This is a genomic window from Pseudomonas rhodesiae (genome assembly GCF_007858255.1).
Taxonomy (GTDB): Bacteria; Pseudomonadota; Gammaproteobacteria; order Pseudomonadales; family Pseudomonadaceae; genus Aquipseudomonas; species Aquipseudomonas rhodesiae.
In genome coordinates this window covers 77,260-103,821 of sequence record NZ_VFEU01000009.1, presented here as the reverse complement: position 1 = coordinate 103,821, position 26,562 = coordinate 77,260, and the positions used below count along the sequence as shown (strand labels likewise).

The window sequence follows — 26,562 nt, the reverse complement described above, 5'->3', positions numbered from 1 at the left end:
GCCGATACATGAGTTACGAGACTATTTTGCTTGAGGTTCAGGGCCGAGTCGGCCTGATCACCTTGAACCGTCCCCAAGCGCTGAACGCGCTGAACGCACAATTGGTGAGCGAGTTGAATCAGGCCCTGGACGGCCTGGAAGCCAACCCGGAAATCGGCTGCATCGTGCTGACCGGTTCGAAAAAAGCCTTCGCCGCCGGCGCGGATATCAAGGAAATGGCCGAGCTGACCTACCCGCAGATCTATATGGACGACCTGTTCAGCGACAGCGACCGTGTGGCCAATCGGCGCAAGCCGATCATTGCCGCCGTTAATGGTTTTGCTCTGGGTGGCGGTTGCGAGCTGGCGCTGATGTGCGACTTTATCCTGGCCGGTGACGGGGCCAAGTTCGGTCAGCCGGAAATCAACCTGGGCGTACTGCCAGGCATGGGCGGCACTCAGCGCCTGACCCGCGCGGTGGGTAAGGCCAAGGCCATGGAAATGTGCTTGACCGGGCGCTTTATCGACGCGGTGGAAGCCGAGCGCTGCGGCATCGTTGCCCGTATCGTGCCGGCCGACGAACTGCTGGATGAGGCCTTGAAGGTCGCCACGCTGATTGCCGGCAAATCGGTGCCCATCAGCATGATGGTCAAGGAAAGCGTGAACCGTGCATTCGAAGTCAGCCTGTCCGAGGGCGTGCGCTTTGAGCGTCGGGTATTCCACGCGGCTTTTGCGACCCAGGATCAGAAGGAAGGCATGGCGGCTTTTGTGGCCAAACGCGCGCCGGAATTCAAGGACCAGTAAACATGTGGGAGGGGGCTCTTGCCCCCGATAGCGGTGGATCAATCAGCAGTTATCGAGGCTGAGCCACTGTCATCGGGGGCAAGCCCCTCCCACATGCGGCATTTAGAGCGGGTAATTTTTCAGTTCGCGGGCGATGACCATCCGTTGAATTTCACTGGTCCCTTCATAAATCTGCGTGATCCGCGCATCCCGGTAGTAGCGCTCCACCGGGTAATCCTCCAGGTAACCGTACCCGCCGTGAATCTGCATGGCCTGGGAACAGACCTTTTCGGCCATTTCCGAGGCGAACAGCTTGGCCTGAGACGCTTCCGACAGGCAGGGCTTGCCGGCGCTACGCAGGCGCGCAGCGTGCAGGATCAACAAACGCGCGGCATTGAGGCGGGTCTGCATGTCCGCCAGCAGGTTGGCCACGCTTTGGTGCTCGATGATTGCCTTGTCGAATTGCACGCGGTCGCGGGCGTAAGTCAGTGCCGCTTCGAACGCTGCGCGGGCGATGCCCAGGGCCTGGGCGGCGATGCCGATCCGGCCACCTTCCAGATTTGACAGGGCGATGGCCAGACCTTTGCCGCGTTCGCCCAGCAGGTTGGCTTCAGGCACGCTGCACTGGTTGAGGGTCACAGCGCAGGTGTCCGAGGCGCGAATGCCCATTTTGTGTTCGGTGCGGTCCACCACGAAGCCAGGGGTGTCGGTGGGCACCAGGAATGCGGAGATGCCTTTTTTGCCCAGCGTCGGGTCGGTTACCGCAAACACGATGGCCAATTTGGCGCGCTTGCCGTTGCTGACAAATTGCTTGGCGCCATTGATCACCCATTGCCCATCACGCAACTCGGCACGGGTGCGCAGGTTGTGCGCCTCCGAGCCGGCCTGGGGTTCGGTCAGGCAGAAGCAGCCAATCGCTTGGCCGCTGGCAAGGTCCGCCAGCCAGGTTTGCTTCTGCTGTTCGCTGCCGTAGTTGAGGATCGGCCCGCAACCCACTGAGTTGTGGATACTCATCAGCGCGCCCGTGGCACCGTCGCCGGCGGAAATCTCTTCCACCGCCAGGGCGTAGGCCACGTAATCGACATAGGTGCCGCCCCATTCTTCGGGCACCACCATACCGAGCAGGCCCAGTTCGCCCATCTTCGCCACCAGGCCATCGTCGATCCAGCCGGCCTTTTCCCACGCCTGGGCATGGGGAGCGATTTCGCCACGGGCAAAGTCGCGCGCCATATCGCGGATCATCACTTGTTCTTCAGTGTATTCAATGTCTTGCATAAGTTATTTTGCAACCTGCTCGAAGTCGTGGAAGAAGCTCTCGACGTGCGCAGCGTCGAGCGCCTGCAGCGTCGGAGGGTTCCAGCGTGGGGATTTGTCCTTATCGATGATCAGGGCGCGCACGCCTTCGATCAGGTCGCCACGCTCGAACCACTGGCGATCCAGGTGCAGCTCCAGGTCAAAGCACTGTTCCAGCGGCAAGCGCCGCCCACGACGCAGCATCTTCAAGGTCACCGCCATGGCCAGGGGCGAGCGGGTCTGCATCAGGTGCACCGTGTTCAGCGCCCACTCATGGCTGTTGGCGACGGTGACCTCCTGCAACTGTTCGACAATGCTTGGAACATCGGGCAGCGCGAAGAAATGGTCGATGGCCGGGCGCAAGGCCGCCAGCGGTGCATCCGGCAGGTGTTGTACCGCCAGCTTGGCCAGCAGACCTTGCAGGTCTTTGAGAGGCGTGTCATGCCATTGCAGGCGGTCGAGTTTCTGGTCCAGTTCGGCCAGTTTGGCGCTGTCCAGGTACCAATCCGCCAACCTGCAGTACAGCGCATCGGCCGCGCGGATCTGCACCCCGGTGACGCCAAGGTAAATCCCCAGCTCCCCGGGGATACGCGGCAGGAAATAGCTACCACCCACGTCCGGGAAATAACCGATGGCCACTTCCGGCATGGCCAGCCGGCTGCGTTCGGTGACCACGCGCAAGTCTGCGCCTTGCACCAAGCCCATGCCGCCGCCCAGGACAAAGCCGTCCATCAGCGCCAGTACCGGCTTGCGGTAATGGTGGATGGCCAGATCGAGTGCATATTCTTCGACGAAAAAATCCTGGTGCAGGGTGTCGCCGCTGTTGAAGCTGTCGTAGAGGGAGCGGATATCGCCGCCGGCACAGAAGGCTTTGTCGCCAGCGCCGCGCAAAACCACGGCATGGATCGCCGGATCATCGGCCCAGGCCTGCAACTGCGCGGTCAGGCAACGCACCATATTAAGAGTCAGGGCGTTCAGGCCGGCGGGGCGGTTGAGGGTAAGGTGGCCGATATGATTACGGACCTCGGCCAGCACCTCGTCCTGAGGCGTCTCGGCACGGTTTGCTTCGGATGAAACCTGAGCAGTCATCTCTAACTCCCTGCTTTTATTGTTCTTTATCAAGAGGTCCGCGAACGGACCATCTCGCGATCGTACCAGTGCAAATTTGCCCCGTACAACCTTGAATCATGCAGGTCGTTTTTGCATTTATGCAGCAGTGTGGTCAGCGCACGCGGCTGGCCAGGACTTCGCCGATGCTGCGGCGGCGCGCATGGGTTTCGGCGGCGTGGATCAACTGCTCCAGCTCCGTGGGCGCCACGTCGTAGAACTGTTCCATCTCGGCCAATGCCAGTTTCAGGTCGGCAGCGGTGACGGCGGGGTCCCGAGCGGCTTGGGGATTATTCAACATGACGGCGGGCGATTCGACGGCGCCTTTGGGGTACCGGGTGCGGGTGGCGTTGTTGTAAGCCAGTGCGCAAGCGAGCAGGGCGCCAGCGCCCATCAATACGGCGCCCAGCTCGTACCAGCCGAGGGCAGCAGACGCCGGGTCCGCCAGCACCAGGGTCATGGCCAGGCCACCGGCCGGCGGATGCAGGCAGCGCAGCCAGCACATCAGCACCACGGTCATTCCCGCCGCCAGGCATGCGCCGCCCAAGGTGCGCCCCAGCACCCGCGCCACCAGCAGCGCCACGATGCCAGCGCACAGATAGCTGCCGACGATCGACCAGGGTTGCGCCAACGCACCGGACGACACCGCGAACAGCAACACCGCCGAGGCGCCCAACGGCCCGAGCAAGTGCAGCGCAACCTCCATGCCGAAGACTTGGCCGCACAGCCAGACACTGAACAGCGTGCCCAGCGCCATGCCGATGGCAGCGCGGCTCCATTCGGAAGGACGGGTATTGATAGCGGCAGGTAACCAGCGAGCGAGCATTGAACGGTTCCATAAAAACGGCGGGCAAAAAAAAGACTCGTCTGGTTGCCCGGAAAAGTCCTTGAACGTTCCTGCGATTGGGGGAGGAACCGGCGCAGTGTGCCGTGCAGCAAGATTCGGCGCCAATGCATATTAATGAGGGTTGAGTACAAAAAAAGTGGATTGAAGGGCGTCAACCGAAGGGAATGGAACAGATCACACTGGGTAATGGCGTGTTGATTTTGCCCAGCACGCGGTCATCGGCCTCCTCGTTGAATAAACGTCTGCGCAGGTTCTCCTGCAAGGCTGGCTCGCTGCCCAGTGGACCTTTGAGCGCGACCAGCGCATCACGCAGCTCCATCAGGCGATCCAAGGGCGGCACGGGCAGGTAGCCCACATGCACATTGTCACGAACATCGTCTGGCACGGCATTCTCCTCTCATGAAGTACCACGGTGGTGGCTGCGGCCCACAGCGTCCTTGTCGTTATCCTTGGCCTGTGGCGGTAAATGAGTACCGCCACTGGCGATCGAGTTTACCGTTGGGTTTCAAGGGCATGAAAGTGAAATGACACCAGCCGTTACGTATAGCTGCGTAGGAGTTTTTACTCCGGGAGCCCCGCCGCCAAGGTTTATTTCGGCGGCGATTTAGCCAGATACAGCAGCACATAAGGGTTGCGGTCGAATTCACCGGTGAGGGTCGGGGTGATGGAACGCAAGCGCGGCTCCTGCAACCCTTCATAATCCGCCTGGCTCATCACCAGCCAGGCAGGCCCTTGCAGCGGTGCCAGTTCCGAAGGCAATTGGGTAAACAGCGGCACCTGATCGCAATCGAGGTTGACCATGTACTTGATCGCCTTGGCGTCTTTGCCCAGGCCGTGCAGCACCACCGGCGCGCGCGCTTGCATGACCTGTGCATGGACCTGCAGGGTGAAGGTGCGGGTGTCATATACACGGCGTTCCAACGGCTCGACCACCAGGATATAGGTGGCCCACACCGCGAGTACGGCGGCCATTGCCGGGCCGACAGGGCGCAGGCGCGCCTTGAACAGGCTCAATAGCGCCAGCGCCTGCAACGCTCCCAGCAACGCGAGTATCGGCGCCAAATGGTTCAGTTGCTCAGGGTAACGTGGGCGCATCACCACCAACCCGACGATCAGCAGTGCGGGCAACGCGGTCCATATCGCCAGCATCAAGCCCCGCAACCAGGCGAACACGCGGCCTTGAATCGCGCTGAAAGGGTAGGCGGCGATGATGGCCGCCATGGGCAACATCGGCAGCAGGTAGCGCGCCTTCTTTGCTTGGGGAATCGACAGCCCCAGCATCACCAGCAATGCGGCGGCGGCACAATAGCCGACCAGCTTCAGGGCCGGCTCAGGCGTCTGTGGCCGGGCCACGCCGATGCCCAGCAACACCAGCAGCGCCAGCGGGTAGGCCAGGGCGTAATTGCCCAGGGAACTGGTGAAGTAATACAGCGCGCCACTGGAGCCTTCGCTGCCATCCATGCGCCCCAGGAACTGCATGCGGATCACGTCGTGCATGAAGTTCTCGCCACCACTGAGCTTGGCCAGCAGCAACAGCAGCCCCACGCAGGCCCCCAGCAACGCCAGGGCCAGCAGCCCGAAACTGAACAGCTGACGCCACTGGCGGTTGATCAGGTAGTAGCTGCACAGCACACCGGTAGGCACCACCAGGCCGATTGGCCCGCGCACGGCAAACCCCACGATCAATAACAGGTACAGCCAATGCAGGCGCTTGCCCGCGCCGAAATGATCGTGGGCATAACCCAGGTAAAACACTGCCAATGTGACGGCGGCGAGCATCTGATCCAGGGACACCGCGCGGGTTTCACTGATAAAGGTGCTGCTCAACAGCAACAGCGCAATGCTCAGCAGGCCCCAGCGCTGGGAGTAGGGCGCGGCCAGGCGATACACCAGTGTCACGATCAAGGCCGAGGCAATCGCCGTGGGCAGCCACGCGGTAAAACTGGTCACATGCCCCAGCGGCAGCGACAGCAGCCAGGTGAGCAGCGTCGAAGTGGCCAGATAATCGGCATAGGGCTGGCCGTAGGTGGTCGGGAAAAAACTCGGCCCGTGGCGCAGCATTTCCTGGGCAAACACCACAAACCGCGAATCGAAGCCGATGATTGCCTGGTTCCAGTTTCCGGCAATGAACAGCAGCAATGCCAGCAGGCCCAAACCGAGGGACTGCCGACGAAGCGTGGGTGTGAGCAGCAGTGGCTGGGCTTTGTTCACGTCTCAGGCTTCCGCGACCTTCGCCAGCTCAAGCGCTGGCAGCCATTGCTGCTGGGGAATCGGCAGTTGGCAGGAGTCGCCGCGCCCAATCGGGAAGTACTGGAAGCCTTTGCGCGCCAGACGCTCGCCGTCGTAGAGGTTACGGCCATCGAAGATCACCGGGGTTTTCAAGCGCTGGTGGATCAGGTCGAAGTCCGGCGCCTTGAATTGCTGCCATTCGGTGCAGACAATCAGCGCATCGGCGCCTACAAGGGTTGATTCCGGCGTACCCATCAGCATCAGGCGGCTTTCGTCGGCGTAGATGCGCTGGGTTTCCTGCATCGCTTCCGGGTCGAAGGCGCGCACCTGGGCGCCGGCGGCCCACAAGGCCTCCATCAGCACGCGGCTGGGGGCGTCGCGCATGTCATCGGTGTTGGGCTTGAACGCCAGGCCCCACAAGGCGAAAGTCTTGCCGCGCAGTTCGCCTTTGAAGAACGCATTGATGCGCTCGTACAGCTTGCTCTTCTGACGCTGATTGATCGCCTCGACGGCTTCCAGCAGATCGCTGGAGCAGTTGGCTTGCTTGGCACTGTGGATCAGCGCGCGCATGTCCTTGGGGAAGCACGAGCCACCATAGCCACAGCCGGGGTAAATGAAGTGGTAGCCGATGCGCGAGTCGGCGCCGATGCCCAGGCGCACGGCTTCGATGTCGGCGCCCAGGTGCTCGGCCAGCTCGGCGATCTGGTTGATAAAGCTGATCTTGGTGGCCAGCATGCAGTTGGCGGCGTATTTGGTCAGCTCGGCGCTGCGCAGGTCCATAAATATGATGCGGTCGTGGTTGCGGTTGAAGGGCGCGTACAGCTCGCGCATCACCTCGCGCACTTCTTCACGCTCGCAGCCGATGATGATCCGGTCCGGGCGGCGGCAGTCGGTCACCGCCGAGCCTTCCTTGAGGAATTCAGGGTTGGAGACGATATCGAATTCCAGGCTGCGCCCGGCCAGGTGCAAGGCTTTCTCGATATGCGCGCGCAGGGTGTCGCCAGTGCCTACGGGCACGGTGGATTTTTCCACCAGGATCACCGGCTCGATTCGATGGCGTGCCACCGCGTCACCCACCGACAGCACGTACTTCAGGTCGGCCGATCCGTCTTCATCCGACGGCGTGCCCACCGCGATAAACAGCACTTCACCATGTTCGACGGCGAGTTTCTCGTCGTAGGTAAAGTGCAGCCGACCGCTTTCGAGGTTCTCCTTGACCATTGCGGCCAGCCCCGGCTCGAAGATGCTCACATGGCCTTGCTGCAGCTGCTTGACCTTGTTTTGATCGACGTCCATGCAGATCACATCATGACCGACTTCGGCCAACACAGTGGCCTGCACCAGGCCGACGTAACCACTACCAAATACGCTGATTTTCATGGGGCATTCCTGGGACTTGTAGAGCAAGTGCGACGAGAGTTGATAACCAGCACACCCAGGATGACAAATGCCACCCCGAGGGTTTTCGAAAGCGAAAAATGTTCGTTGAACACCGGCAGGCCGGCCGCCAGCAGATACACCAGCGCGTAGCTGATGCTCAGCAGCGAATAGGCCCGCCCCAGTGGCAGGTGCTTGAGGGCCACCAACCAGCAAAGCATCGACAGGGCATAGGCACAGATCGCCAGAAACACCACCCCGAGGGCTGCGAGATCGATCTGCGCATTGAGCCATTCATGGGGCAGCGGTAAACGCGTCATGCTCCAACGCATGCCCAACTGGGCCACGCTGACCAGGCCGACGCTGCCCAAGGCCAGGGCAAACCCGCGCGCCCGGCTCATATCTGACGCCCCAGCAGCGCTACACCGGCGATCACCAGCGCGACGCCCAGCCAGTGCCGAGTATCAATGGGCTCCTTGAACACAAAGCGCGCCACCAGGGTGACCAACACAAAATTCAGGCTGAGCATCGGGTAAGCGATGCCCACCTCAAGGCGTTGCAACACCAGCAGCCACACCAACAGCCCGAAGCCCAGGCACAGCAGTGCGGACCACAACCACGGCGAACGCAGCTTCAGTGCCCAACCGTGCGACTGGTCACGCCAGCCTTCCACGGCGAATTTCTGCGAGACCTGGCCCATGCAGGTCAGCAAGCAAGCGGCCAATAGCAGCAACAGGGTGATCATGACGATACCTGCGGGAAGATCAGAATCACCAGATTGCCTTGCTCATAGCGCTTGCCGTCCTGGGGCAGCAGGTTTACTTCGGCGACTTCGTCGTCACCCTTGACCCGCATCACCACGCCGACCGCGCCGCGTTTGCGCGCGTCGTTCATCCATTGCTGGACCTGGGCCATGTCGACCTTGTGATGGGCTGCATCAGCAAAGGCCAAGCCGTATTTGACTTCGCCGACGGTGTTATAGAGGGTCACGTCCGCACGCTTGACCCGCCAGGCCAAAGCCGACGCGGCGCCCAGGTCATTGCTCAGCAGGGCGCCGGTCTGTTTCAGTTCCGGTAGGTGATCGATGATGAACTGATCCGGGGTTTTGTTATAAACCACCGAGTGGGGCAAGGCCGCCGGGGCCAGGGCCACCAGCAACCAGCTGCCGATGGCCGGCGCCGCCCAAAGATGCAGCGGCCGTGCCGCTTGCAGCAGGTTGGCGAAGATCCAGCCAATTAACAGTACGAAGACCAGTACCAGGCTCAGGGTTTCGGTACCGTGTTCATACACCGGCTTTTTCAACTGGAACCAACTTAATGCCAGCAACGCCACGATGCCCAATACCAGATTCAGCCAGCCGTTGATGCGCAGCGCACGGCCACGGCCCTGGGCCAGTTTATCGGCCAGCGCATGGCCCATCAGCAGCGCCAGCGGCAACAGGCACGGCATGATGTAGGAGGGCAACTTGCCTTTGGCCAGGCTGAAAAACGCCAAGGGCATCAGCAGCCACAGCAACAGGAAACCGATAGAGGCCGTGCGTTTCTCCAGCCAGGCCTGTTTGACGGTGGCGGGCAACAGCGCCACCCACGGTAGGCTGAAGCCGACCAGCAAGGGCAGGTAGTACCAGAACGGCTCGGCGTGCTGGGCATCTTCGCCGGCGAAGCGCTGGATATGCTCGTGCCAGAAGAAGAAGTGCCAGAAGTCCGGTTCTTGCAGGTGTACGGCCAGCGCCCACGGCAAGCTGACGGCCACCGCCACCAGCACCGCCACCAGGCCGTAACCGAGCAGCTCGCGTAAGCGTTTCTGCCACAGCGCGTAGGGCAGGGCAATCAATACCGGCAGCAACCAGGCGAGAAAACCCTTGGTCATAAAACCCATGCCGCAGGCAAAGCCCAAGAGTGCCCACGCGCCCAGGCGCCCGTTGCGGGTACGGCTGTCGAAGCAAAACCACAAAGCTACTCCTGTCAGGTTGACCCAAAAAGTGAACTGCGGGTCGAGATTGGCGTAGCCGCCCAGGGCCGCCACACTGACAAAACTCATATACAGCAAGGTGCTGACCAGGCTTTTGCGCGGGTCATTCCACAGGCGGCGCGCTACCAGATACACCAGCAGGATGCTCAGGCCGGTGCTCAAGGCGGATGCGAAACGCACGCCAAACAGGTTCTGCCCGAACATCGCCTGGCCGAGCGCGATCATCCAATAGCCGGCGGCCGGTTTTTCGAAGTAGCGGATGCCCATAAAGTGCGGCGCGGCCCATTTACCGGTCAGCAGCATTTCCTGGCTGATCTGCGCGTAGCGGGTCTCGTCGGGAATCCACAGGCCATGGGTGGCCAGCGGCGCCAGGTAACACAGCGCGAATGCCAACAGGAGCAAGGGCAATGCCCACCGGCGCATCATGCCTGCTGCACTCCCAGCCACCCCTCGCGGCCGCTCAACGCGCCACGTACCAGCTGTTGCTGGGGCAGGCGGGTCAGATCGGTGGGCAACAAGTCGCCCAGAGGTGTGAAGTCGATGCCTCGCTGCTTTGCCTGGGCAAGCAGCTGGCGAAAATCGTTAGCCATCAGAATCCCTTCTACTTCTGCATGGATCGTGTAGACGTTGAGCTTCGACGCTGCGAAGCGATCAAGGATGTAGCGATTGAAGTCGTTGGCGGCCACCACCGGCCCGACCACTTCGTCGAAGGTCGGCAGGTCCACCGGAATTTGTGGCGTGCCCGCGCTGCCATCGGCCAGTGTCGGTCGAAACAGGCTGGTACCCCGGCAATCGCTGTTGTAGCGAAAGTTGAACCCCTGCTTGGCTTGCACCACGCGTTCATCGGCACGCCAGCCGGCGGCCGCGGAACAATCGATGGGCTCGCCAAGGATGTCGTTCAAGGTGTCCACGCCGCGCCGAATCTGCTCGACCAACTGTGCTTCGCTCCAGCGCCCGGTGTTGGCTTGCCAGCCATGGTGGTCCCAGGCGTGCAGGCCGACTTCATGCCCGGCGGCCTTGGCTTGGCGCATCAAATGCCCCAGGTCGCGGCCAATGGGCTTGCCTGGCCAGGCGGTGCCGGCCAGCAGAATGTCCCAGCCATACAGGCCGGCGGCGTTGGAACGCAGCATCTTCCACAGGAACTGCGGGCGGATCAGGCGCCACAGGTGGCGCCCCATGTTGTCCGGGCCGACGCTGAAGAAGAACGTCGCTTTTACCCCGGCTTCATCCAGGGATTCGAGCAACCGTGGCACGCCTTCGCGGGTGCCACGGTAGGTGTCAACGTCGATGCGAAGACCTGCCTGCATCAGCGCTTGTCCGCCTGTTCGAGCATGGCTTCACGCAGGAAGAAGTCCAGGGTATTGCCGATGGTTTCGCTCATCTCCACGGTCGGTGCCCAGTTCAACAGGCGCTTGGCGTTTTCGATGCTCGGTTTGCGGTGCGCCACGTCCTGGTAACCATTGCCGTAGAACGCCTTGCTTTCGACATCGCGGAAACCGGCGAATGGCGGGAAGTTGCCACGCAGCGGGTGGGCCTCGAACTGGCGCAGCAGCTCTTCACCCAACTGGCGGATGCTGGCTTCGTTTTCCGGGTTGCCGATATTGATGATCTGGCCGTTGCACGCGTCATTATCGTTATCGATGATGCGCGCCAGGGCTTCGATGCCGTCGGCGATGTCGGTGAAGCAGCGTTTTTGCTCGCCGCCGTCGAACAGGCGGATCGGCGTGCCTTCCACCAGGTTCAGGATCAACTGAGTGATTGCCCGGGAGCTGCCGATACGCGCCGAATCCAAGCGGTCCAGACGTGGGCCCATCCAGTTGAAGGGGCGGAACAGGGTGAACTTCAGGCCCTTGTCGCCGTAGGCCCAGATCACGCGGTCCAGCAGCTGCTTGGATACCGAGTAGATCCAGCGTTGCTTGTTGACCGGGCCGACCACCAGGTTGGAGGTGTCTTCGTCGAAGTACTGGTCCTGGCACATGCCATAGACTTCCGAGGTCGACGGGAAGATCACGCGCTTGTTGTACTTGACGCAGTAGCGCACCAGCTTGAGGTTTTCTTCGAAGTCCAGCTCGAACACGCGCAGCGGGTTGCGGGTGTATTCGATTGGCGTGGCGATGGCCACCAGCGGCAGGACCACGTCGCACTTCTTGATGTGGTACTCGATCCACTCGGTGTGGATGCTGATATCGCCTTCCACATAATGGAAGTTGGGGTGGCTGCGCAGGCGCTCGATGGCGTCGGAGCCGATGTCCAGGCCGTAGACTTCGTAACGGTCGTCACGCAGCAGGCGTTCGGACAGGTGGTTACCAATAAAGCCGTTCACCCCCAGGATCAGCACGCGGGTGCGGCGTGGCTTACGGCCGGATTCGGCGCCGCGCAGCACGGAGCCGTCCACCAGGCCCAGTTCGTCGGCCAGGGACGGGCCGGCCTGGTATAGACCGTTGTCGTTACGCTGACCGAACGTGATCACCAGGGAGTCTTCACCGCAGGCGATGCGCAGCGGATTGACGCTGATCACCCGGCCCGGCGCAAGGCCGTCGTTGCCCTTGACCACTTCGGCCTGCCACACGATGAGCTTGTGCTCACCCACGGCGCAGAAGGCGCCAGGGTAGGGTTGGGTGACCGCGCGCACCAGGTTGAACAGTTCTTCAGCCGGTTTTTTCCACTCCAGTTTGCCGTCGGCGGCCGTGCGGCGCCCGAAATAGGTGGCCTGGCTGTCGTCCTGAGCGGTCTCCGTGAGCTTGCCCGCAGCCAGTTGCGGCAGGGCGTCACGCAGAAGACTGGTGGCCGCGTCACGCAGTTTGGCGTGCAGGGTCAGGCCGGTGTCGCTGCGCTCGATGGTGACTTTTTGCTGAGCCAGGATCGCGCCGGCATCAGCACGTTTGACCATGCGGTGCAGGGTCACGCCGGTTTCGGTTTCGCCGTTGACCAGCACCCAGTTGGCCGGCGCGCGGCCGCGGTATTTAGGCAGCAACGAACCGTGCAGGTTGAACGCGCCTTTGCTGGCAGTGCCCAGCAGGGCTTCGCTCAGCAGGTTGCGGTAGTAGAACGAGAAGAGGTAGTCGGGCTTGAGTTTGGCGATGCGCTCGACCCACAGCGGGTGGTTAGCGTCTTCCGGCGCATGCACGGGGATGCCGTTGCGCGCGCACAACTGGGCCACGGAGCCGTAGAAATTGTTTTCCTTGGGATCATCGGCATGGGTGAACACGGCAGCGATGTCGTAACCGGCATTGAGCAGCGCTTCGATGCCTGCACATCCAATATCGTGGTACGCAAATACAACGGCTTTTGAACTCATGACTGAACCTGATCGGGAGAAGTAGAAGTATGGGAAGACGCCAGGCCGTCGACGACGACCACAGGCACCGGTGCCGCCGGTTGGTTGCGCAGCACTTTTTCAATGAAGAAACGCGGGCGGGCGCGCACATCGCTGTACATGCGGCCCAGGTATTCACCCAACAGGCCCATGCCGATGAACTGGCCCCCGGTGAACACGAACAGCACCGCGAACAGCACGAACATGCCGTCGCCGGCCCACTGCGCGCCGAAGGCCAAGCGCAGGATGATCAACGCAAAGGCAAACAGCATGCCCAGCGCCGCCAGGCTGAAACCGACGATGGACAGCAGGCGCAATGGGGTGGTGGTCATGCAGGTCAGCAGATCGAACATCAGGCTGATCAGGCGCATGGCGCTGTATTTGGATTCGCCGTGTTCACGCTCGGCGTGGTGCACCAGAATCTCAGTGGTGTGGCGGGCAAAACCGTTGGCCAGGATCGGAATGAAGGTACTGCGCTCGCGGCAGGCGAGCATGGCGTCGACGATGGTGCGGCGGTAGGCGCGCAGCATGCAGCCGTAGTCGGTCATGGCCACGCCGGTGGAGCGCTGTACCGCGAGGTTGATCAGCCGCGATGGCCAGCGGCGGAAGGCGGAGTCCTGACGGTTATTGCGCACGGTGGCGACTACGTCGTAGCCAAGGGCGGCTTGTTCAACCAGGCGCGGGATTTCTTCCGGCGGGTTCTGCAGATCGGCGTCCAGGGTGATCACTACCTCGCCCCGGCACTGCTCGAAACCGGCCATGATCGCCGCATGCTGCCCGTAGTTACGGTTGAGGATCACCGCAACCACGTTGCTGCCATCTTCTGCGGCGGCGTCTTCGAGCAATTGAGCGGAATTGTCGCGGCTACCGTCATCCACCAGGATGATTTCGTATTCGTAGGCCAACTGGTTGCAGGCTGCCGTGGTACGACGCAACAACTCAGGCAGGCTGTCTTGTTCGTTGTAGACCGGGATAACGATCGACACGCAATGAATAGGGTAGGGTTTCAAAGATTCATGACCTCGGGGGTTAGCGCAGCTTGGAGCGTTAAAGCAGCAGCAAAACAAAGGCGATTGCGCACTAATGCACAGCTAAAGATGAAACATAATCAACAGGTTAGCTGGTAAAGCGCGGATTGCTATGAAGTACTGGGTTTAAGATTAAGCGTAAAAATGTGGAACGAATATGAAAGCCGGATGAAAAACTCGTTTATTTGACAGGTAGACAGCCAGGGTTCAGCTAAGCCACCCAGGGGCGTCCGGGTTCTATTAGGCGGTTGAATAGGAGCGATTTTCAAAGGCCTTGGTTCCACCCTCAACGGCACAATGGGCAGTTCAGCGCCACATGAAGAATCTTCTCTGCATTGGCGCTCAAGTGCCGGTAAAGTAAGTCATCTATTGCCAGGGCAGACGGATGAATAGCGTGCAGCTTTTACGCGGCCAGTTGCGGCCGGTATTGATGGGGTTGTTGTTGGGCGTGGCCTGTATTTCCACGGTGCGGGCCGACGACGGGGTAGCGCTGACCAGCATCGATCAGGTGCCCGAAGGCGTGGAAGTACGCGGCAAGCAGATCGCGGCCTACACCTGGGACGACCGCCAGGGCAAAAACCTGCTGGTACTCGCCGAGCAGCTCAACGAACGGGACGACGACGGCACCCAGTCTGCCTTTGTCTACGCCGCCCAGTACCTGATTGACGGCAAACGCCCCAAGCGTATGTGGATGCTCTACGACGATGTGCAGCACTGCCAATTCGATGCGGCCCTGCGTTTCGACCGAACCGCCACCAAAGTCACTGACCTGAACGGGGATGGCATCACCCAGACCGTCGTCGGCTATTCGCTGACCTGCACCAGCGACGTCAGCCCCAATGAATTCAAGCTGATCATGCATGTGGGCAAATCCGAGAAGTACCGCCTGCGCGGCGTCGACCGCTACGGCGCGGCGTGGTGGGATGAAGAGGCTGGCGCGCTGCGCGGCATGCCGTTGCCCAAGGACTGTAGCGTGGCTGGCCAACAGGCGCTGGTCAGTCAGTATAAGGAGCAGGGCACCGAGCTGCCTTTGCCGGGCTGCTACCGCGACGAGAAGGATTTCGCCAAGGCACCGCAGGCGTACTTGCCGTTCATGCGTCAGCACTGGTTTGCCCTGATGCAGAAACAGGACGCCGAGTGGAGCCAGGCCCAGACCCAGCCCCAGGAACCCACCGAGGACGAAGAAACCGCCCCGTGATTTTGTGCCAGGGCCGGTCATGCGCTAGACTCGGCCTTCGCCAATTCACTAAATACCTCGATGAAACAATGAGTTGATCGGGATATTTAATCCAAAGGCTGAATTACATTGACTGAGTTTCTGCGCAACCCCCTGACCCTTTACCTCACCCGCCTGGCACCTTCCAGCCAATTGACCATGCGCTATGTGCTGCAAGACGCCGCCGACCGCCTGGGCTTCGAAGACATCAATCTTGAAGAGATCGACTGGCACCTGCTGCAGCCTGAACATGTCATCGCCCTAGTGGCGGCGCTGCGCGAAGACGGTTACGCGCCCAACACCTCATCGCTGTACGTTAATGCCGTACGCGGGGTGATGAATGAAGCCTGGCGCATGAGCCTGATCAGTCAGGAACACCTGCTCAAGATGCGCACGGTCAAGGCATCCGCCGGCACGCGCCTGGGTCAGGGGCGCAATCTGCGCCGAACGTTGATCCGCGAAATGATGGAAGCCTGCGCCGCCGACCCACGTCCCCAGGGCCTGCGTGATGCCGCGGTGATCGGCATTCTCTATGGCTCAGGCATGCGCAAGTCGGAGTCGGTCAACCTCGACCTCGCGCAGGTCGACTTCGCCGAACGCAGCCTGCGGGTCATCGGCAAGGGCAATAAGGAACTGGTCAAATACGCGCCGGATTGGGCCTTTGCCAAACTGCAGGCGTGGCTGGCATTTCGTCGTGAACAGCTCAAGGAGGGCGAGGAGGATGACAGCTTTCTGTTTAACCGCATCCGCCGTGGCAGTCATATCACCCGTGAACGCATCACCAAACACGCGATTTACTACATCGCCCGCCAACGCGGCGAACAGGTCGGCGTGAAGATCATGCCCCATGACTTCCGCCGCTCGTTCATCACGCGGGTGATCGAGGAGCATGACCTGTCGATTGCGCAGAAACTGGCGCACCACACCAATATCCAGACCACCGCCAGCTATGACGTTCGCGACGACAATGAGCGGCGGCGGGCAGTGGATCGGTTCGATTTGTAGAACGGTCAGAGGATCGGCTTGCCGCCGGTGACGGCGTAACGCGAACCGGAGATGTAGCTGGCTTCGTCCGAGGCCAGCAATACATAGATCGGCGCCACTTCCACCGGCTGCCCGGGGCGGCCCAGCGGGGTTTCGCTGCCGAAGTTCTGCACATCCTCGTCGGTCATGGTGGCCACGATCAGCGGCGTCCAGATCGGGCCTGGGGCGACGCTGTTGACACGAATCCCCTTGCTGCCGAGCATCTGCGCCAGGCCCCCGGTGAAGTTGGCGATGGCGCCCTTGGTGGCGGCGTAGGGCAATAATGTCGGCTTGGGCATGTCGGAATTGACCGATGTGGTGTTGATAATCGAGCTGCCGGCCTTCATGTGCGGCAAAGCCGCCTTGCAGATGCGAAACATGGCGGTGATGTTGATATCGAAGGTCTTGACCCATTCTTCATCCTCGATTTCTTCGAGGGTTTCATGGCTCATCTGAAACGCGGCGTTATTGACCAGCACATCGATACGGCCGAACTGTTCGACGGTCTTGTCCACCAGCGCCTGGCAGGTGGCTTTTTGCGCGATATCGCCGGGCAACAGCAGGCACTGACGGCCGGCTTCTTCGACCCAACGCGCGGTCTCCTGAGCGTCTTCGTGCTCATCCAGATAGGCGATGGCCACGTCGGCGCCTTCACGGGCAAACGCGATGGCGACTGCGCGGCCGATGCCGCTGTCGGCGCCGGTGATCAGGGCAATTTTGTTGGCCAGGCGGCCGGAGCCCTTGTAGCTCTGTTCGCCACAGTCCGGGTACGGATCCATTTTCTTCTGGGTACCCGGAACGCTTTGGGCTTGTGGGGCGAACGGCGGGCGTGGGTAATCAGTCATTGTCGGTCTCCATAGGTGTGTGAAACAGCTATGGAGTTAGTGTTTTTCGGCCCGCCGATAGTTGTAATGGATGCCGGCCAAGGCCGACGAATGGTGCCTGTCAGGAGGAGGGCGGGGCGCTCGCCAAATGCGCTGGCAAGCGGCGTAAGGTCCACAGCACCGTGAGGAGTGCCGCGACGGCGCACAGTGCAATCCCCACCAGCATCGGCGCTGGCGTGTGGTCGGCGAACACACCGACCAGGCTCATGCACACCGCGCCGGTGATCATTTGAATCGCGCCGAGCAATGCCGAGGCAGAGCCCGCTACGGCGCCGTGGTCCTCCATGGACAGCACGCCGGCCGCCGGCAGCAGCAGGCCGAGAAAACCAAAGCCGATAAACAGCAGCGACATCATCAAGGCCAGGTTGCCGGACCACAGCGTGGTGATTGCCAACAGGCTCATCACCACCGCCACACCGATTACCGAACCGCGAATCAGCGGCGCCAGGCCGAAACGCGCGCTGAGGCGCGCAGTCAGTTGGCTCATGGCGAAAAACGACGCGGCGTTGAGGGCGAATGCCAGGCTGAATTGGGTCGGCGTCAGGCCGAAGTGCTCGATGTACACGAACGGCGCGCTGCCGATAAACACGAAAAACGTGGCCAGCCCGAAGCCGCACACCAACGACAACCCCATGAATACAGGGTCACGCAGCAAACCGCCGTAGCTGCTGAAGGCGCTGCCCAGGGTTTTGCCCAGACGGCGCTCCGCCGGATGAGTCTCGGGCAGTTGCACGACAGTCATCACCAGGCACAGCACAGCCACCACCGCCAGCACGGCAAACACTTCGCGCCAGCTCCACAGGGAAATTACCAGGCTGCCGGCCAACGGCGCGAGAATCGGCGAGACACTCATCACCAGCATCAGCAGGGACATCAGCCGCGCGGCTTCATGGCCGGTGTACAGGTCGCGCACAATGGCGCGGGGCACCACCATGCCGGCGCAGGCCCCGAACGCCTGCATTGCGCGAAAGGCAATCAGCACTTCAATGGTCGGCGCCAATGCGCAACCGATGCTGCCCACCGCGAAAATCACCAACCCGGCATAAATCGGCGGCTTGCGCCCGAATACATCGCTGATCGGCCCGTAAAACAGCTGGCACACGCCGATCACGATAAAGAACACCGTCAGGCTCATCTGCACCGCCGCCGGTGATGCGTGCAGGCTCGCGCCCAGGGTGGGCAAGGCAGGGAGGTAACTGTCGATGGCGAAGGGGCCGATGGCGGTGATCAACCCCAGCAGCAGGGCGAGATGGGCAATACGTCGAGACATGGAGCAATTCCGGGCCAAGCAAAGGCCGCTCAGCTTAAGGGATCCGCGCAGATCCGCAAACTTAGGCTTCAATAACAGGGACAAGATGCCGATAACGGTACTAACGACGCTCAGGCGGTTGGCTTTTCAACCGGCGTTCCAGGCACAGGGATACCCGCATGACGATCAAATTACGCTTGATGCTGCTGATTGCGACTGGATTGTTGACCGCCATGCTGATGAGCTTGGTCAGTTATCTGGGGAACGCTCGGATGAGCGACGCGGTGCGCGAAAACGAGGTCAGCATGACGGTGCTGCGCAACCATATGGAAGCCGACATGATGCACGACGCTCTGCGTGCCGATGTGTTGTCTGCCCTGCTGGTGGGGCTGGGTAAGAGCGCCAGCAGCAAGGATGAGGTCAACAGCTCGTTGAAAGAGCATGCTGAGAACTTTCGCAAGGTGCTGGCGGACAATCTCCAGTTGCCCGTGGAAGCCGCACTTAAAGACAAGCTGCAAGCCATCAAGCCAAGCTTGGATACCTATATCGGCGCCGCAGAGCGCATCGTAGCACTCGCGCTGGGCGATCCCGAGGCTGCACGCGGTGAGTTGGACACCTTCAATAACGCCTTCAGTCAGTTGGAGGATCAAATGGCGTCCCTGAGCGAGCTTATCGAAAGTCATACGCACCAAACGGGCACAGGCACCCAGCACACAATAAGCAACGCCAACTTCACCCTCGGCGCTGTACTGGTTGCTAGCTTGCTGCTGCTTCTGGCGCAAGGTCGTTGGGTCATACTCAGCATTATGGGCCCACTGCAAACCGCCAGCAGGATTGCCGCCCGCATTGCCCAGGGGAATTTGAGCGAAACCATTGTCGAACCGCATCGCAAGGACGAAGCAGGCTCATTGATCCGCAGCCTGGCGACCATGCAGCGTGATTTGCGCGGCATGATCGACGTGGTGCGCAGCAACGCACACGGCATCACCGGCGTTACCGAACAACTGAGTCATGGCTGTCATGAAGTCGCCAACAGCAGCCAGCAACAAAGCTCAGCCGCCAGCACCATGGCCGCGGCCGCCAGTGAAATGACTGCCAGTATCGAAGAAATCACCCGCCACGCCGGGCACGCGCTGGAAATGGCTAACCAGGCCGAAGCCCTGGCCAAGGACGGTGGGCGAGTCATACATCAGGTGGTCAGCGACATGGACGGTATCGCCCGTTCCTCCCAGCAATCGGCCCAGGTGATCCGCACCCTGGACAAGGAGTCCGAGGCAATCTACAGCATCATCCAAGTGATCAAAGGCATCGCTGACCAGACCAACCTGCTGGCCCTCAACGCAGCCATCGAAGCGGCGCGGGCCGGGGAGCAGGGCCGCGGTTTTGCGGTGGTGGCCGATGAAGTGCGCAGCCTCGCGGGGCGTACCAGTGCCTCGACTCAGGAAATTGCCAGCATGGTTGGGCGCATCCAGCAAAGTACCCGGGAAGCGGTGACCAGCATGGAGGAGGGCGTCGCTCAAGTGGACAAAGGCATGGCGGTTACCGCCGATGTGGAACGCGCCATTCGCGAGATTCTGCAGGCAACCCTCAATACCACCGAACTGGTGCACGACATTTCGCGCACCATCAGTGAACAGAGCCTGGCCAGCAATGAAATCTCCCATCAGGTGGAGATGATTGCCGGGATGTCGGAGAACAACAGTCGTGTGATAGGCCAAACAGCGTCGACCACGGACGAGCTGTCGAACCTGGCTGGCAAGCTGTCGCAGTCGGTGGATCGGTTTCAGCTTTGATTTCGTAACTTATTGATTTAACTCAACTAAATAGTCATTTAGTTGAGTTGGATGTCAGAAGAGGGGGCTCAAGACTGGGCGAGGGCGGCCGCACGGCGCTGGCTGATACGTTCCACCGTCTGCATATGTTCGGTGCCCCAGGCACATAAGGTGCCCAGCGCAGTGGCCAGAGATTCGCCGAACGGTGTCAGGGAATACTCGACCTTCGGCGGGATCTCCTGAAAATCGATTCGCACGATGATCTCGTCGCGCTCCAATTCCTTGAGTTGCTGAATCAACACTTTATCGGTCACGCCACCGATGGCGCGGCGCAATTCGCCGTAGCGATGGACATTCTTCGCCAGGTTGTAGAGAACCAGCGGTTTCCATTTGCCGCCGATCACGGCGAGCGCAGCTTCAAGGCCGCAGTTGAATGACGTATTAGCCATGATTCGGGCACTCCATAGGGTACTTACCAAAAGGTGCATACTATTCAAAAGAATAGTCCGGATCTACAGTTGTGCCTCCACATACCTTGGAGTGCAACATGAGCAGGCTCAACGGCAAGATTGCAGTCATCACCGGTGGCAACAGCGGCATAGGCTTGGCCAGCGCGATTCGCTTTGCGCAGGAAGGCGCGCAGGTCGTTATCGTCGGCCGCAGGCAAGAAGAACTCGACAAGGCGCTCGACCTGATCGGCCCGCACGCCATCGCCATCCAGGGTGATATTGCCAAACTGGATGATCTGGAACGCATCTTCGCGCAGATCAAGGCGACTAAGGGTCGGATTGATGTGCTATTCGCCAACGCGGGCCTAGGTGATTTCGAGCCTATCGGTTCAATTACCGAAGCATCGTTCGACCGCACATTTGGCATCAACGTCAAAGGCACACTGTTCACCGTGCAAAACGCGCTGCCACTGATGAGCGCCGGCAGCTCGATCATGCTCACCGGTTCTACGACTGGCACCATGGGCACACCAGCATTCAGCGTTTACAGCGCAACCAAGGCGGCACTGCGCAATTTCGCCAGAAGCTGGGCGCTGGACCTTAAAGGCACAGGCATTCGCGTCAACGTTATTTCTCCTGGACCGATCTCGACACCGGGGTTGGACCTGGCATTGAGCGGCACCGGTCAGAAAGACGCAATCATTGACGACATGACTGGGCAGATTCCTCTGGGCCGAATTGGTCAAGCCGAAGAGGTGGCAGCGGCAGCATTGTTCCTGGCGTCGGACGAAAGCAGTTTTATGACCGGCAGCGAGATGTTCGTGGATGGCGGGTTTGCTCAGGTTTGACACAGCAAGGGGTTTTGCCCGTTGAAATGTGACGGGCATCGCCTCTGATTATGTAACGTCGTGTTACGCATAATGTATATTATGTTAAATTATGTGTCAGGGTCTTGGATGTAAATCATCAACCCCGCCCTATGTGCTTCCCGCATACCCCATTCTCAAACGTCATAATCCCGCGTTTTCCTACGTGGTAGTCTCACACGTCTACCAATAGGCATTGATCGTATGTCGTCAATGGCCCCAACCAGGAAAGATCATGCCAAAAAAGTCCCACTCAGCCTTGCGCGTTAATTTTCGTGAATTGTTGGCAACGCCTGCGTGCGTTGAAACCGCTTCCGTGTTTGATCCGATGTCGGCAAGGATTGCCGCCGACCTGGGTTTCGAGGTCGGTATCCTGGGCGGCTCCGTGGCTTCGTTGCAGGTTCTGGCGGCCCCCGATTTTGCGTTGATCACGCTGAGTGAGTTCGTTGAGCAAGCCACCCGCATCGGTCGTGTAGCGCAGTTGCCCTTTATTGCCGATGCCGATCACGGTTACGGCAATGCGCTGAATGTGATGCGCACCGTTGAAGAACTGGAGCGTGCCGGCGTCGCCGCGCTCACCATCGAAGACACGCTGCTGCCGGCGCAATTCGGGCGCAAGTCCACGGATTTAATTTCCATAGACGAAGGTATCGGTAAAGTTCGTGCGGCGTTGGAAGCGCGGGTTGACCCAGAGCTGTCGATCATTGCCCGCACCAACGCCGGCGTATTACCCACCGAAGCGGTGATCGAACGCACCCTGGCCTATCAGAAAGCCGGTGCCGATGGCATCTGCATGGTTGGCGTCAGCGACTTCGAGCACTTGGAGAAAATTGCGCAAAACCTCACGGTGCCGTTGATGCTGGTGACCTACGGCAATCCCAAACTCAACGACGCGCAACGCCTGGCCAGCCTGGGTGTGCGGGTCATTGTGGCCGGCCATGGCGCGTACTTCGCGGCGATCAAGGCGACCTACGACAGCCTGCGCGCCCAACGCCAACTGACCCACAGCACTTCGAACCTCAGTGCCACCGAGTTGACCCACACCTATACGTTGCCCGAGAGCTACGTAGCCTGGGCCAAAGAATTCATGGACGTAAAAGAGTAACTACCCCCGTGGATCGAGGGGGCTGCCCCCTCCTCCCACGCGGGTCTGCCCCCCGGTCAGCCAACCCAGCCCACCGCAGTTTTTGGAATCACTTCCGATTCATCCAGCTTCGACGCAAACATGCTCACCGCCTTCACGGCATCGCTGGTGCTGGTGCGTATCTGCAGAATCACCGAACCCGCCTGATCCGCCAGGTTGACGCCACGCTGCGCGCCTTCCTGGGTGGCATTCATGCTGCTCACCGCGTCGCGGGTTTCCGACAGGATCATGCCGATCATCTCGGCGATTTCCGCCGTGGAACGGCTGGTGCGACCGGCCAACTGGCGAACCTCGTCGGCCACCACCGCAAAGCCGCGCCCCTGGTCACCGGCGCGGGCCGCTTCGATGGCCGCGTTGAGGGCCAATAGGTTGGTCTGGTCGGCAATGCCGCGGATGGTATTGACGATGGCGGTGATCTGCTCCGAACGGTCACCCAACTGCCCCACCAATCGCGCAGAGGCGCCGATGTTTTCGGCAATCCGGCGCATTTCCGTGGCGGTGTCGTGGATAACCTGAGTGCCGTGTTCGGCAAACCGCTCGGTTTCCGAAGAGATATGGTAGGCACGCGAGGCGCCGCGCGAGTCTTCCTCGAATTTTTCCACGCGCTCGGTGATATCGCTGGCGAACTTGACGATTTTCAGCAGCGTGCCGTCCAGGTCATACACCGGGTTGTAACTGGCTTCCAGCCACACCGTGCGGCCATGTTTGCCGATGCGCTTGAATTGCCCGGTGAAGAATTCGCCGTTGTTCAAGCGGCGCCAGAAGTCGGCGTATTCGCCACTGTTGACCAGGCTCGGCTCGCAAAACATGCGGTGGTGCTTGCCCTTGAGCTCGGCCAGGGAGTAACCCATGACATTGAGGAAATTGGGATTGGCGTCCAGTACATGGCCACTCAGATCGAACTCGATCACTGCCATGGCACGGTCCAGCGCCGCGAGTTTGCTGCGGGTTGCGGCTTCCTGCTCGACCTTGCTGGTGACGTCCAGGGCATACTTGACCACTTTCAGCACTTGACCACGCTCATCCAGCACCGGGTTGTAGCTGGCTTCCAACCAGACGGTTTTACCGCTGGCACCCACCCGTTTGAAGGTGCCCGAGACAAATTTGCCGGCACGCAGATCCGCCCAGAACTCGCTGTAGGCTGGGCTGTTGGTCAGTGCGGGCAAGCAGAAGTCGCGATGGGATTTGTTGGCCAGTTGATCGGCGCTATAACCCATGGTTTTCATGAAGTTATCGTTAGCCCGCAGCACCTTACCATTCAGGTCGAATTCGACCACCGCCATGGAGCGCTCCAACGCAGCATTCAGCCCTTTGTATTCGTTGACTTCGGCCTTCCTGGCCGCCAGTTCTGTTTTTAACGCGTTATTGAACATGACGAACCCTCTGCCGTACGGAGAACCTGCTTCTTAAAGTAGCTATCGGCCCCGAATTTAGCGACTTTACGCGGCTTTAATTTTTATTTTCTGGCGTCAAAAAAGCGTATTGCCATAGCCCTCGGTTTGCCCTGGCCAATGATTTCGAGGACCATGGCGCCTTTGTGTTTTTGCCCACCAGAGGTGCCCATGGCCAACCACGATCTGTCTTACACTCCGGACCCGGATGCCGAGTCCATTTCTTCCGACGTTGTCGGCTTCAACGGTATCCTGGTGTCGACCCAGATCCCGACTCGCGCCGACGGCAGCCTGGAACTGGGGGATATCACCCTGCAAAGCGAATGCACGCTGCAAGCGCTGAAAGTCGCCCTGGAAAAAGCCGGCAGTTCCATGGATCGGGTGATGCACCTGACCATTTATCTGACGGATATGGCCGATCGCGCGGCCTTCAACGAGGTCTACAAACGCTTTTTCGCCAAGCCCTGGCCCGTGCGCGCGGCGGTTGGCGTGGCGGCGCTGGCGGTTCAAGGCATGCGCGTGGAAGTCACCGCGATGGCGGCCAAGGCCTGAAGTGATGCCGGTCAGGCATTTCACGGCTACAATGCGCGCCTCAACCGTGACAAGCCTGACTAAAAAAACTATGTCCTTGCCCAAGCATCACCTGGAATTGCTCAGCCCTGCCCGCGATGTGGCCATCGCCCGCGAGGCCATCCTGCACGGCGCCGACGCCATTTATATCGGCGGCCCCAGCTTCGGCGCGCGCCACAACGCGTGCAACGAAGTGAGCGATATCGCTCAACTGGTCGAGTTCGCCCGCCGCTACCACGCCCGGGTGTTCACCACCATCAATACCATCCTGCATGACAACGAGCTGGAGCCGGCGCGCAAGCTGATCCATCAGCTCTACGACGCCGGTGTCGACGCGCTGATCGTGCAGGACCTGGGGGTGATGGAGCTGGATATCCCGCCCATCGAGCTGCATGCCAGTACCCAGACCGATATCCGCACCCTGGCCCGCGCCAAGTTTCTCGATCAGGCCGGGTTCTCCCAGCTGGTATTGGCCCGTGAGCTGAACCTGCAGGAAATCCGCACCATCGCCGACGAGACCGATGCCGCCATCGAGTTCTTCATTCATGGCGCACTGTGCGTGGCGTTTTCCGGGCAGTGCAATATCTCCCACGCGCAAAACGGCCGCAGCGCCAACCGCGGCGATTGCTCCCAGGCGTGCCGCCTGCCATACACCTTGAAAGACGATCAGGGTCGCGTCGTGGCCTTTGAAAAACACCTGCTGTCGATGAAAGACAACAACCAGAGCGCCAACCTGCGCGCGCTGGTCGAGGCCGGTGTGCGGTCGTTCAAGATCGAAGGCCGTTACAAGGACATGGGCTATGTGAAGAACATCACCGCCTACTACCGTCAGCGCCTGGACGACATCCTCGAAGACCGCCCGGACCTGGCTCGCGCCTCCAGCGGTCGCACCGCGCATTTCTTCCTGCCCGACCCGGAAAAAACCTTCCACCGCGGCAGCACCGACTACTTTGTCAGCGAGCGCAAGATCGACATCGGCGCTTTCGACACCCCGACCTTCACCGGCCTGCCGGTGGGTGTAGTGGAAAAAGCCGGCAAGCGCGACCTGCAAGTGGTCACCCATGAGCCGCTGTCCAATGGCGATGGCCTGAACGTGCTGGTCAAGCGTGAAGTGGTGGGGTTCCGTGCCAACATCGCCGAGCCCAAGGGCGAGTTCGAGGAGGACGGCCAGAAGCGCTACCGCTATCGCGTTGAGCCGAATGAAATGCCCGCTGGCCTGCACCAACTGCGCCCCAACCATCCGCTGAACCGCAACCTCGACCATAACTGGCAGCAGGCGCTGCTCAAGACCTCGGCCGAGCGCCGTATCGGCCTTGCGTGGGTCGCGCGTTTGCGTGAAGAGCAGTTGCACGTCACCGCGACCAGCGAGGAAGGCATCAGCGCCAGCGTCACCCTGCCCGGCCCGTTCGGCGTGGCCAACAAACCGGAACAGGCGCTGGATACCTTGCGCGACTTGCTCGGCCAACTGGGCACCACCGAATACCATGCCACTGCCATCGAGCTGGATGCGCCACAGGCGTTCTTCATCTCCAACTCGCAGCTCAAGGCCCTGCGCCGCGAAGTCATCGAAGCGCTGACCGCCGCCCGTATCGCGGCGCACCCCCGTGGTGGGCGCAAGGCCGAAACCACACCGCCGCCGGTGTACCCGGAAGCGCACCTGTCGTTTCTGGCCAACGTCTACAACCAGAAAGCCCGCGACTTCTACCACCGTCACGGGGTGAAGTTGATCGACGCGGCCTTCGAAGCCCATGAAGAAACCGGCGAAGTGCCGGTGATGATCACCAAGCACTGCCTGCGCTTCTCGTTCAACCTGTGCCCTAAACAGGCCAAGGGCGTCACGGGCGTGAAGACCAAGGTGGCGCCGATGCAATTGATCCACGGCGACGAAGTGCTGACCCTGAAATTCGACTGCAAGCCGTGTGAAATGCATGTGGTGGGCAAGATCAAGGGCCACATCCTGGGCTTGCCGCAACCGGGCAGCGTGGTCGAACACTTCAACCCGGACAAACTTATCTATCAGGGCACGCACTGACGCTGTTGCACTTCGTCAACGGCTAATACTTTTTGTG

At 60.6% G+C, this 26,562-nt stretch carries 24 protein-coding genes and 1 pseudogene; 9 read left to right on the top strand and 16 right to left on the bottom strand.

Annotated elements, in window-relative coordinates:
- Positions 1–8 precede the first annotated feature (8 nt).
- Entirely contained in the window at positions 9–782 is a 774-nt protein-coding gene (locus FIV35_RS15530; protein WP_034097928.1) for an enoyl-CoA hydratase, read from the top strand.
- Between the two features lie 102 nt (positions 783–884).
- On the opposite strand, the gene FIV35_RS15525 is transcribed toward FIV35_RS15530, so the two are convergent.
- The 12 genes from FIV35_RS15525 to arnC form a co-directional block, all read right to left on the bottom strand.
- Complete coding sequence (locus FIV35_RS15525; RefSeq protein WP_034138076.1) at positions 885–2,036, bottom strand: acyl-CoA dehydrogenase family protein; 1,152 nt, start codon at positions 2,034–2,036, stop codon at positions 885–887.
- A 3-nt stretch (positions 2,037–2,039) separates the two neighbouring features.
- A complete protein-coding gene (locus FIV35_RS15520; protein WP_034138077.1) occupies positions 2,040–3,143 on the bottom strand; it encodes an enoyl-CoA hydratase/isomerase family protein in 1,104 nt (367 codons plus the stop codon).
- 133 nt (positions 3,144–3,276) lie between these two features.
- The gene (locus FIV35_RS15515; protein WP_034138078.1) at positions 3,277–3,987 is read right to left on the bottom strand and encodes an HPP family protein; all 711 of its coding nucleotides are present in this window, start codon (positions 3,985–3,987) and stop codon (positions 3,277–3,279) included.
- A gap of 172 nt (positions 3,988–4,159) precedes the next feature.
- Positions 4,160–4,393, bottom strand: coding sequence for a type VI secretion system contractile sheath small subunit (locus tag FIV35_RS15510; RefSeq protein WP_034138079.1), 234 nt, complete (start codon positions 4,391–4,393; stop codon positions 4,160–4,162).
- 203 nt (positions 4,394–4,596) lie between these two features.
- Positions 4,597–6,219 (bottom strand): ArnT family glycosyltransferase, encoded by a 1,623-nt coding sequence (locus tag FIV35_RS15505; RefSeq protein ID WP_034138080.1) that lies wholly within the window; start codon positions 6,217–6,219, stop codon positions 4,597–4,599.
- Between the two features lie 3 nt (positions 6,220–6,222).
- Positions 6,223–7,617: a UDP-glucose dehydrogenase family protein gene (locus tag FIV35_RS15500; protein ID WP_034097916.1), complete on the bottom strand. Its 1,395-nt coding sequence runs from the start codon at positions 7,615–7,617 to the stop codon at positions 6,223–6,225.
- Complete coding sequence (gene arnF, locus FIV35_RS15495; protein ID WP_034097914.1) at positions 7,614–8,015, bottom strand: 4-amino-4-deoxy-L-arabinose-phosphoundecaprenol flippase subunit ArnF; 402 nt, start codon at positions 8,013–8,015, stop codon at positions 7,614–7,616. The genes FIV35_RS15500 and arnF overlap by 4 nt, the downstream gene beginning before the upstream one ends.
- Complete coding sequence (arnE, locus tag FIV35_RS15490) at positions 8,012–8,359, bottom strand: 4-amino-4-deoxy-L-arabinose-phosphoundecaprenol flippase subunit ArnE (RefSeq protein WP_034138081.1); 348 nt, start codon at positions 8,357–8,359, stop codon at positions 8,012–8,014. The genes arnF and arnE overlap by 4 nt, the downstream gene beginning before the upstream one ends.
- On the bottom strand, positions 8,356–10,011 hold the full coding sequence (gene arnT, locus FIV35_RS15485) for a lipid IV(A) 4-amino-4-deoxy-L-arabinosyltransferase (protein WP_034138082.1): 1,656 nt from the start codon (positions 10,009–10,011) through the stop codon (positions 8,356–8,358). Before arnT ends, arnE begins: the two co-directional genes overlap by 4 nt.
- Complete coding sequence (arnD, locus tag FIV35_RS15480) at positions 10,008–10,892, bottom strand: 4-deoxy-4-formamido-L-arabinose-phosphoundecaprenol deformylase (protein WP_034097909.1); 885 nt, start codon at positions 10,890–10,892, stop codon at positions 10,008–10,010. Before arnD ends, arnT begins: the two co-directional genes overlap by 4 nt.
- The gene (arnA, locus tag FIV35_RS15475; RefSeq protein ID WP_034097907.1) at positions 10,892–12,883 is read right to left on the bottom strand and encodes a bifunctional UDP-4-amino-4-deoxy-L-arabinose formyltransferase/UDP-glucuronic acid oxidase ArnA; all 1,992 of its coding nucleotides are present in this window, start codon (positions 12,881–12,883) and stop codon (positions 10,892–10,894) included. Before arnA ends, arnD begins: the two co-directional genes overlap by 1 nt.
- The gene (gene arnC, locus FIV35_RS15470; protein ID WP_083377871.1) at positions 12,880–13,911 is read right to left on the bottom strand and encodes an undecaprenyl-phosphate 4-deoxy-4-formamido-L-arabinose transferase; all 1,032 of its coding nucleotides are present in this window, start codon (positions 13,909–13,911) and stop codon (positions 12,880–12,882) included. The genes arnA and arnC overlap by 4 nt, the downstream gene beginning before the upstream one ends.
- Before the next feature lie 403 nt (positions 13,912–14,314).
- Between arnC and FIV35_RS15465 the strand changes: the two genes are divergently transcribed.
- Positions 14,315–15,127, top strand: coding sequence for a M949_RS01915 family surface polysaccharide biosynthesis protein (locus FIV35_RS15465; protein WP_034138084.1), 813 nt, complete (start codon positions 14,315–14,317; stop codon positions 15,125–15,127).
- 108 nt (positions 15,128–15,235) lie between these two features.
- Positions 15,236–16,150, top strand: coding sequence for a site-specific integrase (locus FIV35_RS15460; RefSeq protein WP_034138085.1), 915 nt, complete (start codon positions 15,236–15,238; stop codon positions 16,148–16,150).
- 5 nt (positions 16,151–16,155) lie between these two features.
- Here the strand turns inward: FIV35_RS15460 and FIV35_RS15455 are convergent, their stop codons facing one another.
- Complete coding sequence (locus tag FIV35_RS15455) at positions 16,156–17,013, bottom strand: SDR family oxidoreductase (protein ID WP_034138086.1); 858 nt, start codon at positions 17,011–17,013, stop codon at positions 16,156–16,158.
- A 100-nt stretch (positions 17,014–17,113) separates the two neighbouring features.
- Positions 17,114–18,322 carry a multidrug effflux MFS transporter gene (locus FIV35_RS15450; protein ID WP_034138087.1) on the bottom strand — a complete coding sequence of 403 codons (1,209 nt, stop codon included), beginning with the start codon at positions 18,320–18,322 and terminating at the stop codon, positions 17,114–17,116.
- A gap of 158 nt (positions 18,323–18,480) precedes the next feature.
- Between FIV35_RS15450 and FIV35_RS30325 the strand changes: the two are divergent.
- Positions 18,481–19,236 (top strand): annotated as a pseudogene (locus FIV35_RS30325) (HAMP domain-containing protein); the annotation flags it as partial.
- Positions 19,231–20,094, top strand: coding sequence for a methyl-accepting chemotaxis protein (locus tag FIV35_RS30320; RefSeq protein WP_371919190.1), 864 nt, complete (start codon positions 19,231–19,233; stop codon positions 20,092–20,094). The pseudogene FIV35_RS30325 and the gene FIV35_RS30320, both read left to right, overlap by 6 nt.
- Before the next feature lie 68 nt (positions 20,095–20,162).
- Here FIV35_RS30320 and FIV35_RS15440 read toward each other — a convergent pair whose 3' ends face one another.
- Complete coding sequence (locus tag FIV35_RS15440; protein WP_034138089.1) at positions 20,163–20,522, bottom strand: winged helix-turn-helix transcriptional regulator; 360 nt, start codon at positions 20,520–20,522, stop codon at positions 20,163–20,165.
- A 98-nt stretch (positions 20,523–20,620) separates the two neighbouring features.
- Between FIV35_RS15440 and FIV35_RS15435 the strand changes: the two genes are divergently transcribed.
- Positions 20,621–21,370, top strand: a complete 750-nt coding sequence (locus tag FIV35_RS15435; protein WP_034138090.1) for an SDR family NAD(P)-dependent oxidoreductase — start codon at positions 20,621–20,623, stop codon at positions 21,368–21,370.
- 253 nt (positions 21,371–21,623) lie between these two features.
- Positions 21,624–22,493, top strand: coding sequence for an isocitrate lyase/PEP mutase family protein (locus tag FIV35_RS15430; RefSeq protein ID WP_034138091.1), 870 nt, complete (start codon positions 21,624–21,626; stop codon positions 22,491–22,493).
- A gap of 56 nt (positions 22,494–22,549) precedes the next feature.
- Here the strand turns inward: FIV35_RS15430 and FIV35_RS15425 are convergent, their stop codons facing one another.
- On the bottom strand, positions 22,550–23,905 hold the full coding sequence (locus tag FIV35_RS15425) for a methyl-accepting chemotaxis protein (RefSeq protein ID WP_034138092.1): 1,356 nt from the start codon (positions 23,903–23,905) through the stop codon (positions 22,550–22,552).
- Between the two features lie 189 nt (positions 23,906–24,094).
- Here FIV35_RS15425 and FIV35_RS15420 point away from each other — a divergent pair, with 189 nt between their 5' ends.
- Both FIV35_RS15420 and FIV35_RS15415 read left to right on the top strand, forming a co-directional pair.
- Entirely contained in the window at positions 24,095–24,475 is a 381-nt protein-coding gene (locus tag FIV35_RS15420) for a RidA family protein (protein WP_034138093.1), read from the top strand.
- A gap of 70 nt (positions 24,476–24,545) precedes the next feature.
- A complete protein-coding gene (locus FIV35_RS15415; RefSeq protein WP_034138094.1) occupies positions 24,546–26,525 on the top strand; it encodes a peptidase U32 family protein in 1,980 nt (659 codons plus the stop codon).
- The last annotated feature ends 37 nt before the right edge of the window (positions 26,526–26,562 follow it).

Bases quoted from the DNA above. Each gene is read 5' to 3' on its own strand.
- FIV35_RS15530 (WP_034097928.1), top strand. From the start codon at position 9: ATGAGTTACGAGACTATTTTGCTTGAGGTTCAGGGCCGAGTCGGCCTG.
- FIV35_RS15525 (WP_034138076.1), bottom strand. From the start codon at position 2,036: ATGCAAGACATTGAATACACTGAAGAACAAGTGATGATCCGCGATATG.
- FIV35_RS15520 (WP_034138077.1), bottom strand. From the start codon at position 3,143: ATGACTGCTCAGGTTTCATCCGAAGCAAACCGTGCCGAGACGCCTCAG.
- FIV35_RS15515 (WP_034138078.1), bottom strand. From the start codon at position 3,987: ATGCTCGCTCGCTGGTTACCTGCCGCTATCAATACCCGTCCTTCCGAA.
- FIV35_RS15500 (WP_034097916.1), bottom strand. From the start codon at position 7,617: ATGAAAATCAGCGTATTTGGTAGTGGTTACGTCGGCCTGGTGCAGGCC.
- arnF (WP_034097914.1), bottom strand. From the start codon at position 8,015: ATGAGCCGGGCGCGCGGGTTTGCCCTGGCCTTGGGCAGCGTCGGCCTG.
- arnE (WP_034138081.1), bottom strand. From the start codon at position 8,359: ATGATCACCCTGTTGCTGCTATTGGCCGCTTGCTTGCTGACCTGCATG.
- arnT (WP_034138082.1), bottom strand. From the start codon at position 10,011: ATGATGCGCCGGTGGGCATTGCCCTTGCTCCTGTTGGCATTCGCGCTG.
- arnD (WP_034097909.1), bottom strand. From the start codon at position 10,892: ATGCAGGCAGGTCTTCGCATCGACGTTGACACCTACCGTGGCACCCGC.
- arnA (WP_034097907.1), bottom strand. From the start codon at position 12,883: ATGAGTTCAAAAGCCGTTGTATTTGCGTACCACGATATTGGATGTGCA.
- FIV35_RS15465 (WP_034138084.1), top strand. From the start codon at position 14,315: ATGAATAGCGTGCAGCTTTTACGCGGCCAGTTGCGGCCGGTATTGATG.
- FIV35_RS15455 (WP_034138086.1), bottom strand. From the start codon at position 17,013: ATGACTGATTACCCACGCCCGCCGTTCGCCCCACAAGCCCAAAGCGTT.
- FIV35_RS15450 (WP_034138087.1), bottom strand. From the start codon at position 18,322: ATGTCTCGACGTATTGCCCATCTCGCCCTGCTGCTGGGGTTGATCACC.
- FIV35_RS30320 (WP_371919190.1), top strand. From the start codon at position 19,231: ATGCAGCGTGATTTGCGCGGCATGATCGACGTGGTGCGCAGCAACGCA.
- FIV35_RS15440 (WP_034138089.1), bottom strand. From the start codon at position 20,522: ATGGCTAATACGTCATTCAACTGCGGCCTTGAAGCTGCGCTCGCCGTG.
- FIV35_RS15435 (WP_034138090.1), top strand. From the start codon at position 20,621: ATGAGCAGGCTCAACGGCAAGATTGCAGTCATCACCGGTGGCAACAGC.
- FIV35_RS15430 (WP_034138091.1), top strand. From the start codon at position 21,624: ATGCCAAAAAAGTCCCACTCAGCCTTGCGCGTTAATTTTCGTGAATTG.
- FIV35_RS15425 (WP_034138092.1), bottom strand. From the start codon at position 23,905: ATGTTCAATAACGCGTTAAAAACAGAACTGGCGGCCAGGAAGGCCGAA.
- FIV35_RS15420 (WP_034138093.1), top strand. From the start codon at position 24,095: ATGGCCAACCACGATCTGTCTTACACTCCGGACCCGGATGCCGAGTCC.
- FIV35_RS15415 (WP_034138094.1), top strand. From the start codon at position 24,546: ATGTCCTTGCCCAAGCATCACCTGGAATTGCTCAGCCCTGCCCGCGAT.